The sequence below is a fragment of the Candidatus Nitrosopumilus sp. bin_32a genome (genome assembly GCF_054095935.1).
Map to the genome: position 1 here is coordinate 166447 of NZ_JBSWSN010000002.1, position 13748 is coordinate 180194.

General features: G+C 37.1%; 15 protein-coding genes. 8 read left to right on the forward strand and 7 right to left on the reverse strand.

Annotation, left to right across the window (positions count from 1 at the left end):
• The 4 genes from argC to ACW9XH_RS02050 are packed head-to-tail and all read right to left on the reverse strand — an operon-like array spanning window position 1 to window position 3295.
• Complete coding sequence (gene argC / locus ACW9XH_RS02035) at window positions 1-1047, reverse strand: N-acetyl-gamma-glutamyl-phosphate reductase (RefSeq protein WP_457758971.1); 1047 nt, start codon at window positions 1045-1047, stop codon at window positions 1-3.
• 27 nt (window positions 1048-1074) lie between these two features.
• The gene (gene lysX, locus ACW9XH_RS02040) at window positions 1075-1932 is read right to left on the reverse strand and encodes a lysine biosynthesis protein LysX (protein WP_457758972.1); all 858 of its coding nucleotides are present in this window, start codon (window positions 1930-1932) and stop codon (window positions 1075-1077) included.
• Window positions 1932-2099: an alpha-aminoadipate/glutamate carrier protein LysW gene (gene lysW/argW, locus ACW9XH_RS02045; protein WP_297441934.1), complete on the reverse strand. Its 168-nt coding sequence runs from the start codon at window positions 2097-2099 to the stop codon at window positions 1932-1934. The genes lysX and lysW/argW overlap by 1 nt, the downstream gene beginning before the upstream one ends.
• Window positions 2096-3295 (reverse strand): argininosuccinate synthase, encoded by a 1200-nt coding sequence (locus ACW9XH_RS02050; RefSeq protein WP_457758973.1) that lies wholly within the window; start codon window positions 3293-3295, stop codon window positions 2096-2098. The genes lysW/argW and ACW9XH_RS02050 overlap by 4 nt, the downstream gene beginning before the upstream one ends.
• A 132-nt stretch (window positions 3296-3427) precedes the next feature.
• On the opposite strand from ACW9XH_RS02050, the gene ACW9XH_RS02055 reads away from it, so the two are divergent.
• From ACW9XH_RS02055 to ACW9XH_RS02065, 3 genes are read left to right on the forward strand one after another with little or no spacing between them, the layout of a single operon-like run.
• Complete coding sequence (locus ACW9XH_RS02055) at window positions 3428-4453, forward strand: ABC transporter substrate-binding protein (protein ID WP_457758974.1); 1026 nt, start codon at window positions 3428-3430, stop codon at window positions 4451-4453.
• The gene (locus ACW9XH_RS02060) at window positions 4453-5214 is read left to right on the forward strand and encodes an ABC transporter ATP-binding protein (protein WP_457758975.1); all 762 of its coding nucleotides are present in this window, start codon (window positions 4453-4455) and stop codon (window positions 5212-5214) included. The genes ACW9XH_RS02055 and ACW9XH_RS02060 overlap by 1 nt, the downstream gene beginning before the upstream one ends.
• Before the next feature lie 8 nt (window positions 5215-5222).
• On the forward strand, window positions 5223-5981 hold the full coding sequence (locus ACW9XH_RS02065) for an ABC transporter permease (RefSeq protein ID WP_457758976.1): 759 nt from the start codon (window positions 5223-5225) through the stop codon (window positions 5979-5981).
• Window positions 5982-5986: 5 nt separating this feature from the next.
• Here ACW9XH_RS02065 and ACW9XH_RS02070 read toward each other — a convergent pair whose 3' ends face one another.
• A complete protein-coding gene (locus ACW9XH_RS02070) occupies window positions 5987-7087 on the reverse strand; it encodes an MFS transporter (protein WP_457758977.1) in 1101 nt (366 codons plus the stop codon).
• Window positions 7088-7196: 109 nt separating this feature from the next.
• On the opposite strand from ACW9XH_RS02070, the gene ACW9XH_RS02075 reads away from it, so the two are divergent.
• Window positions 7197-8159 carry a homocysteine S-methyltransferase family protein gene (locus tag ACW9XH_RS02075; protein ID WP_457758978.1) on the forward strand — a complete coding sequence of 321 codons (963 nt, stop codon included), beginning with the start codon at window positions 7197-7199 and terminating at the stop codon, window positions 8157-8159.
• Between the two features lie 32 nt (window positions 8160-8191).
• Window positions 8192-10690, forward strand: a complete 2499-nt coding sequence (locus tag ACW9XH_RS02080; protein WP_457758979.1) for a dihydropteroate synthase — start codon at window positions 8192-8194, stop codon at window positions 10688-10690.
• Between the two features lie 20 nt (window positions 10691-10710).
• On the opposite strand, the gene ACW9XH_RS02085 is transcribed toward ACW9XH_RS02080, so the two are convergent.
• A complete protein-coding gene (locus ACW9XH_RS02085; RefSeq protein WP_457758980.1) occupies window positions 10711-11454 on the reverse strand; it encodes a 5,10-methenyltetrahydrofolate synthetase in 744 nt (247 codons plus the stop codon).
• Window positions 11455-11528: 74 nt separating this feature from the next.
• Between ACW9XH_RS02085 and ACW9XH_RS02090 the strand changes: the two genes are divergently transcribed.
• Genes ACW9XH_RS02090 through ACW9XH_RS02100 form a run of 3 tightly spaced genes read left to right on the forward strand, consistent with a single transcriptional unit; the run spans window position 11529 to window position 12741 of the window.
• Window positions 11529-12077 carry an NUDIX hydrolase gene (locus ACW9XH_RS02090; protein ID WP_457758981.1) on the forward strand — a complete coding sequence of 183 codons (549 nt, stop codon included), beginning with the start codon at window positions 11529-11531 and terminating at the stop codon, window positions 12075-12077.
• A 37-nt stretch (window positions 12078-12114) separates the two neighbouring features.
• Window positions 12115-12273, forward strand: a complete 159-nt coding sequence (locus ACW9XH_RS02095; protein WP_008301622.1) for a hypothetical protein — start codon at window positions 12115-12117, stop codon at window positions 12271-12273.
• Entirely contained in the window at window positions 12274-12741 is a 468-nt protein-coding gene (locus ACW9XH_RS02100; protein WP_457758982.1) for a 50S ribosomal protein L31e, read from the forward strand. It abuts the gene before it with no gap.
• Window positions 12742-12776: 35 nt separating this feature from the next.
• Here ACW9XH_RS02100 and ACW9XH_RS02105 read toward each other — a convergent pair whose 3' ends face one another.
• Complete coding sequence (locus ACW9XH_RS02105; RefSeq protein WP_457758983.1) at window positions 12777-13721, reverse strand: cell division protein FtsZ; 945 nt, start codon at window positions 13719-13721, stop codon at window positions 12777-12779.
• Window positions 13722-13748: the final 27 nt, after the last annotated feature.

Sequence of the window (13748 nt, forward strand, 5' to 3'; positions counted from 1 at the left end):
CTAAACTGGAGTTAATGGAGTGTATCTTAGTCCATCCATTTCATCAAAACCACACATTACATTCATGTTTTGAATGGCAGAACCGGCTGCACCCTTCATCAAGTTATCTGATGCAGAAAGTGCAATCAATCTATTGTTGTCTTCATCTAGGTCAAATCCGATATCACAAAAGTTTGAACCCACCAAGAATTTTGGATCTGGGAATTTGTACAATCCTTTTTTATCTCTAATTAATCTGATGAACCTTTCATCACCATATGCTTGACGATATATTTTCCATAGTTCTTTTTCATCAATATCTTTTTTCAAGAATGTGTGATTTGTACACAAAATACCTCTAACTACATCTACTGCATGTGGACTCATTGAAACACGAATTTTATGTCCTGCAATTTCACTGAGCTCTTGTTCGATTTCACCCGTGTGTCTGTGCTTTGCTGGTTTGTATGGTCTGATGACACCTGCCCTCATTGCATGAGCAGTTCCAGAACCAGACCCTGCACCTGATGAGCCTATTTTTGAATCGACAACTATGTGTTCTTCATCGATAATGTTATTTCTGATTAATGGTGCAAGTGCAAGCATTGATGTTACAGCCATGCATCCTGGACAAGAAACTAGTTGTGCATTTTTAATTTTCTCTCTATGTAATTCTGGTACTCCGAAAACTGATTTTTCTAAATAATCTGGATGTGGATGTTCCCAACCATACCATTTGTCATATGCGTCTTGATTATGTAATCTATAATCTGCACTCAAATCAATTACTTTGACTCCTCTATCGTAGAGTGCTTTTACAATTTCAGTTGCAGTTCCATGAGGCACTGCTGTGAAAACAACATCACACTTGTCTGTCAATTTATCATAATCTAGTTCTGAGAAAGTAAGATCGGTAAATCCTTTCAAACTTGGTTGGATTCTGTGGAGATACTCTCCAACATGTTGTCTTGATGTGACCATTGCGATCTCTACATCTGGATGGTTTACTAAAAGACGAAGTGTCTCTCCACCTACATATCCTGATGCTCCAACAACACCTACTTTCATGATAAGTCACCTCCTAAAGGAGTATAATTATTTTCTTACGTAGTTTAAAGCAAATTCTACCATTTCTTTTGGTATATTTCGTTGTGCCACTCTAGATAACCCTTTGAATTCCACAGTATTGTTTACTTCGTGAACTACCAAACCTCTTTCGTCATCCTCCATCATGTCGATTCCTAGAATTCCGCCACCCATGGCCTTTGATGCTTTTACGGCCATATCTTCCATTTCCTTTGTGATCTCACAAAGTTCTGGATCTGCCCCCAAAGCGATATTTGTTTTGAATCCTCCTGAAGATTTTCTATACATGGCTGCAATAGGCTCATCACCAACTGTGATTATTCTGATATCTCTTGGTGGTCTTTGGATTAATTCTTGCAAGTAGTAAATTCTATCGTGAGGACTATCTGTAATGTCTCTGATTTCAAAAACTGCTTCCATGGTATCTTTATCTTTGAGTGGCATTACTCCTCTTCCCCAACTTCCAATTACTGGTTTTATCACTAATGGGAATCCTACCTTTTCTAAATTCTCTGCTGCACTTTCACTTGAAAATGAAAAATATGTTTTAGGTGTTGGAACATTATTTTTTTTCAAAAGTAATGTCATGAACATCTTGTTTCCGCAAACATTTGCAACTTCAAACTTGTTTAGTACCGGAATATCCATGAATTCTAGGCTGGCAGTAAAATGAAGTCCTCTAAAATAACTGACACATCTTTCTAAAACAATATCGCCTAAATCAAAATCTTCTTTTTTACTATCTGTATTAATTTGAGTAATTTTTGCATCTAGCATCAATGCCTCGTGTCCTAATTCAGATGCTTCTTTCTGCAACATCTTTTCTTCCGCTCTTAAGCGGTCAAAGACGATACAGACTTTGGACATTACTCTCCCCAGTCTTCGCCTACGGTTTCTGCTTGTTTAAGCTCGACATTTGATCCGTCTTTTTTAGCGATTTCAAAGTCAGCACCACAATCAGGGCAGGAGACAATTTCTCCCACTGAGGCATCGTCTGGGATGTTTAATGTTGCATCACATTCTGGGCAGTTCATGTTTTTGTAGACCTTTTCTTTTGTAATTTATTAGCTTCTGTTGACTGCATTCCCCACAATTCGACAAATCCTTTGGCTAATCTTTGATCAAATGTCGATTCTGCCCCATAAGTTGCAATATCGTGACTGTACAGGGAGTTACTTGACTTTCTTCCGACCACTCTGATGCTTCCTTTGTACAACTTTAGTTTTACAGTTCCAGACACTGTCTTTTGTGATGCTTCGATAAATCCATCAAGGTCTGTTTTTAGAGGATCCTGCCAAAGTCCTGAGTATGCCAAATATGCCCATTCATCGTCAATCATTGACTTGAACTTGTTTTCGTGTTTAGTGTGTACCATTTTTTCTAAATCTGAATGAGCTTCAATTAGACAAGTTGCTGCAGGGGTTTCATACACTTCTCGCGATTTGATTCCTACAACTCTGTCTTCAATATGATCAACTATTCCGACACCTGCGTCTCCTGCTTTTTTGTTAATGTATTCAATTAGTTTTATTGGCTCCATTGCTTTGCCATCAACTTGGACTGGAATTCCTTTGTTGAATTTAATTTCCAAGTATGTCGGTTTATCTGGCAAGTTTTTTGTTTTGACCCAAATGAAAGCATCATCAGGTGGCTCATTGTACGGATCCTCTAGCACTCCTCCTTCTATTGCACGACCCCACAAGTTTTGATCAATGCTGAATCTTTTTGCTACAGTGTCAATTTCAATTCCGTGTTTTTTTGCAAACTTTAATTCTGTATCTCTGTCCAAATTTTTATCTCTGATTGGAGCGATGATTGGGAGATCAGAACCTGAACGTAATGTTATGTCAAATCTCACTTGATCATTTCCTTTTCCAGAACATCCATGAGCAAGTGATGTTACTTTTTCTTTCTTTGCAATTTCTAAAACTTTTTCTGCAATTAATGGTCTTGCAAGTGCTGTTGCAAGACAATATTTTTTTTGATAAAGGGCATTGGCTTTAATTGATGGAAAAATATAGTCTGTGACAAATTCTTTTCTTGCATCGATATTGTAGTGTTTTTTTACACCCAGTTTTTTTGCCTTTGCTGCAATTTTTTTCCAATCCTCCCCTTGTCCAACATCCACTGTTACTGTAATGACATCCATGTCATGTTCATCTTGTAGATACTTTACAACCACTGATGTATCTAGTCCACCAGAAAATGCAAGGATTCCTTTTTGAGTCATAAAACATCTTTTCCGTCGTATTTTGGAATTTATCTTTTGTGATGGGCTCAAATTAAATTATTTTTGAAAAATTTCTGACTAGCTTGAGCTAAAATTCGATGATTATTTAACCGCCAAATATAACGCTGTTTTATGAAAACTCGATCAGTAGTTTCTGCAAGCATTGTGGGCGTTGTATTGCTGTCTATGTTGGGAATTACTCTTAATTCTAGTGATGTCCCATCTGATCCTAAACTTCGAATTGCATATTTTCCAAATATCGGACATGCAATTCCAATTGTAGGGATGGAGAATGGGTTTTTTCAAAATAGTCTTGGAGATCAAGTAAAAATTGAAACCAGAGTCTTTGACAGTGGTCCTCAAGCCATCGAGTCTTTGTTTGCCAATTCGATTGATTTAGCATATGTGGGACCTGGCCCTGCAATTAATGGATTTTTAAATTCTGAAAACCATAATGTAAGGATTCTTGCTGGTGCTGCTAGTGGTGGTGCTAGCTTTATTGTTCATCCTGACTCTGAGATAAACTCTGCATCTGATTTTGTTGGAAAAAAAATCGCTGCCCCCCAAATCGGTAACACCCAGGATGTCTCCTTGCGTCATTATCTTTCTGAACACGGATTAAAACCCGCTGAAAAAGGCGGCTCTGTAATAATTTACAATATCCCAAATCCTGATATTTACACATTATTTGCAAAGGGGGATATTGATGGTGCATGGATTCCAGAACCGTGGGCTACAATTTTAGAAACCGAACTAAATGGAAAACGATTGTTTTATGAAGAAGAACTTTGGCCAAATCAGGAATTTGCATCTGTTCTTTTAATTGCAAATGCTAATTTTGTAGAAAAAAATCCTGAACTGGTTTCCAATTTTTTAGACTCTCATCATGAAACTGTCAATTGGATTGATCAAAATCCTATTGAGACCAGAATTATTTTTAACAATTTTTTAAATTCTCATCTAGGTCAACCATTATCTGATGATGTTGTAGATACTGCTCTGTCAAATCTGGTAATTACTGCAGACCCTATACCTGATTCAATCCATTCATTTGCAGAAAAAGCAAATGCACTTGGATATCTTGGAAGAAATGGATATGATTTGTCTGGTATTTTTTACTACTTTGATACAAATTCTATTGAGGAGGACAATACCTGATGACCAAACTTGAAGCAAAAAATATTGTTAAATATTTCAGCCATGATTCTCACAAGCTCAAGGCTCTTGGTGGGATCAATCTCAGGGTTGAGGCTGGGGACTTTGTCTGTTTGGTTGGTCCTTCAGGATGTGGAAAATCTACATTTTTACGCATAGTTGCAGGCTTGGAGAAACCTGATGAAGGCCAAATTCTGTTTGATGGGAGAAATGTTACTGAAACCGGGCCTGAAAGAATTATGGTGTTTCAAGAGGGTGCCTTGTTCCCCTGGCTTAAGGTTCAGGATAATGTGGAATTCGGATTAAAGATGGCCGGCATCCCAAAAGATGAGCGGGCAAAGATATCTCATAGATATTTGGATATGATGCAATTGACCAAATTTGCAGATTCTTATGTTTATCAACTTTCAACAGGAATGAAGCAGCGTGTAGCTATTGCCAGAGCTCTCGTAATGGATCCTGATGTGTTGCTGATGGATGAACCGTTTGCTGCACTTGATGCACAAACTCGTGATTTACTGTTGGTTGAAATGCAATTGATATGGGAGAAAACAAAAAAGACTATTTTGTTTGTAACTCACAGTGTTTCAGAAGCTGCAGTACTTGGAACTAAAGTTGCAATTTTCAGTAATCGACCGTCTGTAATCAAAAAAGAAGTTGACAATAATTTCCCAAGACCTAGAATAACTGAAGATGAGTCATTACTCAAATTTCAACAAGACATCTTGGCTGAATTAAGGCCTGAGGTAAAGAAGAGTAAATAGTGATAATTATGGCAAAGAATTACGCGCTTCATAGAATTGCATTTTACATTGGAATCGTTGTAGTTTGGCAAATAATTGCAATGTCCGGTATTTGGCCAGATAATATTTTCCCATCTCCATACGATGTGGCTGAAGATTTAGCATATGGCGCAGCAGATGGCAGCTTGTTTTATGGAATAGCAACTAGCATGTGGCGATTATCCATTGGACTTGCAATTGCAATTGCTGGAGGTGTTGTACTGGGAATTTTCATGGCAAGAATCGAAGTAATCAATCAGACAGTTGGTTCTCTGGTTTTAGGATTACAGTCAATTCCGTCAATTGCCTGGGTCCCTTTGGCTATTCTTTGGTTTGGATTGACTGATGGTGGAATAATTTTTGTCACTGCGATTGGAGCTGTCTTTGCAGTTACCATAAACACCTACACTGGAGTCAAAAATATCGATCCTCACTTTATAGAGGCCGCTCGAAATATGGGTGCAAAGGGAAGTCAACTAATTACTGCAGTGTTGATTCCTGCAGCATTCCCATACATGATTTCAGGCTTCAAACAGGGCTGGGCATTTGCTTGGAGGGGAGTAATTGGTGCAGAAATTCTATTTTCATTCCTAGGATTGGGATTTTTGCTTAATGCTGGCCGTTCACTCAATGATGTGTCTCAAGTAATCGGAATTATGGTGGTAATCATGGGAATAGGACTGGTAATTGATGGTGTCATTTTCAAAAGACTAGAAAACAAAGTAATGTCCCGTTGGGGCCTGAGATAGATTTCTTATTTTTTGATTTTCAGCGATACTGCAAATGCGCATATGATGATTGCAATTGCAAAATACATTACTGCAACATAGTCAAACATAAACGCAATACTTCCTGCAATGACTGGGCCCACCACTGTGGCAATAGATAGAGTGGAACTAAATATTCCAGTTGATGTTGAACGTGGATTATTTTCCATGAGATGGAAATTTCCGCCAATGAACAAAAATGCCCATGTGGCGCCAACAAGTGACATAAACGGCATTGCCATCCACCAGTCTGTGACTACTGACAATCCAACAAACACAAACGTCGTAAACCCTATGCCGATTTGAAATTTGGCTACGTTTGATAGATGAATTTTACTTGCCATGACATTCATCAAAATAAAAGCAGTCAGTGTGTTTGCAACATATACAATTGATACTTGATAAAGTTCAGCCCCCCACCTCTCCATCAATATTATGGGGAGAACAGTCCACACTGCTGCTGCCCCGATATGTCTTAGTAATAATGATAAGAATAGAAACTTGTTTTTCAAAATAACTTTTTTTGTAGTTCCTGGCTTTAGCTCTCTTACTTGCTGTGGGTTTGGCAATTTGATTGTAAATAATAGTCCGATTAAAAATGAGGCCGCACTTAGCAAGAAAATTAATCTAAGATCATTTGCAATTCCTGCTGCTGCAATTCCTGCAAGCCACCCTAGTGCATGAAATGATATTACTGTTGCTGCTCTTTTTTTGTCTATGTTTGCCTCATAGGTATATGCAATCATTGCAGGAATCATGATTCCGCTTGCAATTCCTGCTGCAATTCTCACCAGGAAAAACATGCCAAGATCATCTGCAAAATAATGTAATCCAAATGCAATGGCGCATCCTATGAAGCCAATTCTGATGAATTTGAGCCTGGTTCCCTTCTTGTCTGAATGTCTTCCAAAATAGATTTCAGATAAAATCTGGGCAAAGCTAAATGATGCAACTAACAACCCAATTTCAAAAATTGATTCTGTTACTCCTTTTGCAATTATGGGCATGAACACAAAGATTATGGAGATTCCAGCATGTTGAAAAAAAGTAGCGGTACGAACTAGATTGTTAACTGGTAACTTTTGCATAAATGTATAAAAAATTCACTTTCACCTAATTTCAACATACGTATCAATCCTGCAGCTCTTTGATATTTTTTGAAAAGAGTTAAACTGAGTTGAAATACTTTGAAATTAGTTGACAGAAAAAGAGCCGTTCCTTGATGCAATGAAAAATCGCGTATTGTTATTTGATGGTGCAATGGGTACTGAAATCCAAAGACATGATCCCCAACCCGGAGACTTTCCCAATAATCAAGACGGCTTTAATGATGGACTGGTAATCACACATCCTGAATGGATTAAACAAATTCACAGAAATTATTTAGATGCTGGGTCTGATTGCATCGAAACAAATTCTTTCGGTTCAAATAAAATCAAACTTGCTGAATATGGTTTTGGAGATCAGACAATTGAATTTAATAAAAAAATTGCGCTACTTGCATCTGAAGTTTGCGCAGAATATTCTGATAAACCGCGATATGTAATTGGGTCGATGGGTCCAACTGGCTATCTTCCAAGTTCCAATGATCCTGATCTTGGCCAAATGCCCCTGGATGAAATACGTGAGGCCTTTGAGTTACAAGCTGAAGGATTAATTCTTGGTGGTGTGGATGCATTGCTAATTGAAACAAGCCAAGATCTTTTAGAAATCAAACTTGTCATTGAGGCATGTCATAATGCGATAAAAAAAACTGGTAAAAAAGTTCCAATTATTGCAAATACTACATTGGATCAATACGGCAAAATGCTACTTGGCACAAATGTCCAAGCTGCATACACGACTGTTTCTGATATGGGAATTGATGTTTTTGGATTAAATTGTTCTACTGGTCCTATTGAGATGAATCCTAGCGTTCAGTGGCTAGATGAACAGGACGAACATAACATCTTGGTTGTTCCAAATGCAGGTATGCCTGAAAACGATGGAGGACAAGCAGTCTACAAAATGACTCCTGAAAAAATGGGCAAGGCCTTGGGGGATTTTATTGACCAATACAAAAAAGTTCGAATTATCGGTGGTTGTTGTGGAACCAATCCTGAACACATCAAGGCATTGAGGAAAGTAATTGACGAAAAAGCCAAATCTATAGAGGGTTAAGTATTTACAAAAACAGGTGTGATTTTACAATATTGACAGTTCCAAGAGTAAGTTCGGCATTAAAAGCAGTTGATCTAAAACAAGTTCCTCCTCCTTTGATTATTGGTGAGAGAATCAATACCCAAGGTTCTCGCAAAGCAAAGAAGATGGTTCTTGAAGATGATTATGAGGGCTTGGTTGATCTGGGGAGAATGCAAGTTGAGGATGGCGCACACTGTCTTGATGTTTGTGTTGCAACTACGGAACGTGCAGATGAACGCGAGTTTATGCTAAATTTAGTAAAACGGTTAAGCTCAGAAATCGATGCACCGCTAGTTATTGATTCTACAGATCCTGAAGTGATTGAAGCATCTGTAACACAGATACCTGGAAGACCAATAATCAATTCAATAAATCTAGAAGGTGATGGAAGTAGATTTGAAAAATTAGCTCCCGTCATGGCAAAGTATGGCTTGCCTGCGATTGCTTTGTGTATTGGACCTGAAGGAATGGCTAAAACTCCTCAACAAAAAGTCGATACTGCAGAATTACTTTATGAAACAGGAAAAAAATATGGATTAAAAATCGAACAGTTCATTTTCGATGTTCTTACATTTACTTTGGCAACAGGAGAGGATGAATTTCTTGATGCAGGAAAAAACACTCTGGAAGGAATTAGACTAGTTAAAGAAAAATTCCCTGATTCTTTTACAACTTTGGGTCTCAGTAACATCAGCTTTGGTCTTGCACCCTATGCTAGAAAAGTTCTAAATTCTGCATTCCTGTACCACGCAGTCAAAGCTGGTCTTGATTCTGCTATAGTTAATGCAAAAGAGATTATTCCTTATGGTGAGATTGATGAGAAGGAGAAAAAACTCGTAGATGATCTAATCTTTAACACGCATCCTGATGCATTATCTGATTTGATTGCCTATTTTGAGAATATGGGATCTCAAGTTGGCACCGCTTCAAAGAAAGTTGATGTTGATCCTTCCTGGCCTGCAGGGAAACGTGCGAATTTTAGAATTGTAAATAGACTCAAAGATGGAATTCAAAACGATGTTGTATCTGCAATAGCAGAGAAACTTGGGAAAAATGATATTATCAAAGATACTGACGGGGTCCTTTCACTTGATGCTCCCAAAGAAGTTACACATGATGGTGCCATTAGAACTCTCAATGAAGATTTGCTTCCTGCAATGAAAGAGGTCGGTGATAAATTTGGTTCAGGGGAACTGATCTTACCTTTTGTTCTCAAATCTGCCGAATGCATGAAAGCTTCAGTTGGCGAACTGGAAAAATATCTGGTACGAGAGGAGGGAACAAGCAAAGGTGTACTTGTTTTGGGTACTGTTTATGGGGATGTTCATGATATTGGCAAAAATCTTGTAAAGACAATTTTTCAAAATAACGGATACACAGTACATGATCTGGGAAAACAAGTTCCATTACAAAAATTCATTGAAAAAATTGATGAAACAAAACCTGATGCAGTTGGATTGTCTGCATTATTGGTATCTACTTCAAAACAAATGAAATTCTTTGTGGAGCATGCTAGGAAAAACAATATGAATATTCCAATTCTTTGTGGCGGTGCTGCAATTAACACCAACTACATTAACAGAATAGCAAAAGAAGATGGGCTTTACGAACCTGGAGTATTTTACTGCAATACTATGTTTGAGGGTCTCAAAACGATGGATGCTTTAGTTTCTGATGAAAAACCAAAACTCTTAGCTGATTGGAAAGACAAGTTAGAGAACTGGAAAGAAAAATCTAATGTCATTGTAGATCCTGACACCATTCCAAAAAGTGATATCAAACCCGTTCAACCCCCTACTCCAAAAGTAGTCGGTGAGCCAATCCGTTTAAAATTAGATCAAATCAATATGGCTGAAGTTTGGACTATGATTGATAAAAAATCCCTCTTCAAACTATCTTGGGGTTTGAGAGGAAAAGCAGGCTCTGAATCTGAAGAAGAACATGAACAACTGCTAACTGAATGGAAAATGAGGATAATTCGAGATAAACTCATTGAACCTGAAATTGTTTATGGGTATTTCAAATGTCATAACAAAGATAGAAAATTACTAGTTGAGAATCCTCACGGCGATGATGTTGAATTGGAATTTCCCCGTTCAACAAAACCAGAACATCTATGTCTGACTGATTATTTTGGTGATGAAGATGTTGTTGCATTTCAATCTGTCACTGTAGGAAACAAGGTGGCAGATATTATTGAACAATGGAATAAAGAGGACAAATACACTGATGCATATTATCTTCATGGGTTGGCAGTTGAAATTGCAGAAGCTTTAGCTGAATGGGCGAATCGACGAATCAAAACTGAATTGAATTTAGAAAAAGGTGGGTTGAGGTATAGTTGGGGATTCCCTAGCTGTCCTGATGTTTCACAACATCATCTGGTGTGGAAATTATTAGAACCTGAAAAATCTGGAATGACTCTAACTGAATCTGGTCAAATTATTCCTGAACAATCAACTGCCGCAATTGTGATTCATCATCCTGATGCAAAATATTTTGTATTGTAACTTTATCTTTGCTAGATTAACTAAACTCTAGAAGGCGTTTTTCCTAAAAATTCATTCAATCCATTAAAGTCGTTAGGCGATGTGAGCAAAACATCTCCTGTAATTCCAAGTGTCTTCTTTAGCAATTCTTCAAATTCTTTACTGTATGATGATAAATCCAAATTCAGAAACTTTGCAGATTTTTCATTTTTAAGAGATGGGTATAATAGAATTGGAATTATTGGAAACCCTTCAAGATTATCAGATAAATTTTGAACTTGTTCTATGCTTTGAATAACTTGAGTCATGAATCCTTTTGGCTTTGCATCTAATTTCTTTCCAATTTTTGAAAAATTAGGCTTGTTTGATATTGAAAGATACAAATCAATTTTCAAATCCACTCCTTGCTCTCTTAATCTCTTGACTGTCAAACTTGGAATCTGACCTGAATCCTCTTTTCCTGTTTGTGAAGGATCCCCCATTAGTATTAAAATTCCTGAAAATCCTATGGAGATACATTTCTCTACAAATTCTAAAATTTCATTTTCATTCTTGTCTCTGACTCTAAGACTAACTGTAATTGGTAAACCTGGAATCTCTTGCTTGATAATTTTACCCACTTCAATTGGCGAGACTCTCTGAAATCCTAACACATTTTCAGTCAAGTGGATGGCATCACATTTTTTTGAAATGATTTTTATTTTATCTATAAATTTCTTAATTGATTCATTTGTATCTACATCAGGTAGGATCTTTGGCGGATTAGCTTCATACCTGATTGTCATATTTTCAATTCTTCCATCCTTGGTTAAAACCTTTGAATACCAATACCCATTTGGAATAGTAGGAAAGAATTACAATGCTCTTTGATGATTTAAAATCCAATCTTTCAACTCCAATTAATTCTAAAATCAAAACTGATGGAAAATATCGTCTGGCATCGGTTCTTGTAGTAATTTATGGTAAAGAGCCAATTATTGTAATGACTGAAAAACCAAAACACATGAAATTCCATGCAGGCGAAATTTCATTCCCTGGTGGAAAATTGGATTCTGATGATTCAGATCTTTTGGAAACTGCTTTGCGCGAAACTAGTGAGGAGATAGGACTGACCATTTCTAAAGAACAAGTGATTGGACAACTAGATCCTGTAATAACATTGAACTCAGGTTTTTTGATTTTGCCATTCATTTCTTTGGTGGATGAAATTCCTCCACTTTCAGCCAACGCTGAAGTGGAAAAGATTTTTCATATTCCTTTAGAACCATTTTTAAAAACTAAAGCAAAAGATCCTGATCCATCACACAATCTAATTCAAGAAATGTATACTTTTGAATATCAAAATCAAATTGTATGGGGAGCTTCTGCAAGAATATTGAAACAGATTCGAGATTGCCTAAAATCCTGAGATTCATTTAAAAAGAGCTCTTCGTGCCTGAAAATCTATGGCTGCACGTAAGTCCTCTCCAAGGAAAATCCGTCTACTCAAAAAGACTAGACAGACATCAGCAGTACCTGCATGGATTATTCTCAAAACTAAGAGAAATGTTAGAACTAATCCAAAGCGCAGAGCTTGGAGATCAACTGATGTGGAGGTAGGATAGATGTCTCAAGAATTAGAACGAGTTTATACAATTCCACTTGGTAAAGTAAAAATTTCACAATCACAGCACAGAGCCGTTAGAGCAATTAACATGATTAGAGAATTTGCTCGACATCACATGAAAGTTGAGACAATCAAAATAGATGAAGAATTAGCTCGTGACATGTGGGCAAGAGGTGTTAGAAATCCTCCAAGAAAGGTTAGAGTTAGAATGAGTAAAACGGACGAAGGCTATATTCTTGTCACAAAGTATACTGAGGATGTAGAATCTAAAGTAACTCCTGAAAAAGGAACCAAAAAAGTTTCTGACAAAGTAGAACCAGCTAAAGAAGCACCAAAGAAAGAAGAACCAGCTAAAGAAGCACCAAAGAAAGAAGAACCAGCTAAAGAAGCACCAAAGAAAGAAGAACCAGCTAAAGAAGCACCAAAGAAAGAAGAACCAGCTAAAGAAGCACCAAAGAAAGATTAATTCTTTTCAAAAAATTATAATTTTAAAAAATCAGTTTATTCTAATTGATACAAGTCTAATTCACAATCAATACTGCAATCTGGTGTTGACCAGTCTAGTGTATTTTCTTGTGGAATCATTCCTAAAGGATCATAATTATCAAACTTTGTCATTCCTTGAATTGATGATAGCATTATGACTTTGGATTCTTCTGAGGATGAAGACATGTCAATGTGTGAATTACTTTCATTAACAATTCCTGCTGTGAGATTAGTAATTGAATTGATGACTCCTACAGGGATGTTGCTTCCTCCAACGACATACAACATTGAGCGTTTAACTGAATTTGGTGGTGCGTTTCCATATAGCATTTTGAGTGAGTCCCTTAGTGAATCTTCAATGTGCTGACCGTCCTTGCTAGTGGATAGAATACTTGTTTCATTGGATATTTCTGATGTACCAAGTGAATTTACAACATGCATCATGGCAGAATTTGCAATCTCATAGCATGCTTTTGGACTCAAATCTGGATTGCTTTCCAGTAGTGAATCATTGTCAAGCACTATGGTGCATTTGGAATTCTCTCTTACTCTTTTTAGCGATATTCCTGAATTGAAAATTCTATCTTTTTCATATTTGAAAGGCATAATTGCAAAAGATACCAATCCCGCATCTTTGCACATCTCTGATATTACAGGTGCCATTGCTGAGCCTGCTTTACCTGCTAAATTACTCATTAAGATGACTGTGGAATAGCCTGAAATTTTTGATTTTATCTCATCTGCAACTTTGTAAGTCGAACCTCTGATTAATTGGACAGATGGATTAACTACTGCATCAGTTGAAACATGAACTGATGGAATATCTGATGATAAATCCTTCTTATCGTTACTAATTACTAGGCAATCTGAATTTAGTGAGTTTTTTGCCTCTATTGCCAATTTTGAGCCTACGCCGCCAAGGCCTATGACTAAAACTGGTTCTTTAACTTGAAAACTCATTTCTAATCCTATTTCCTGATTTAGATA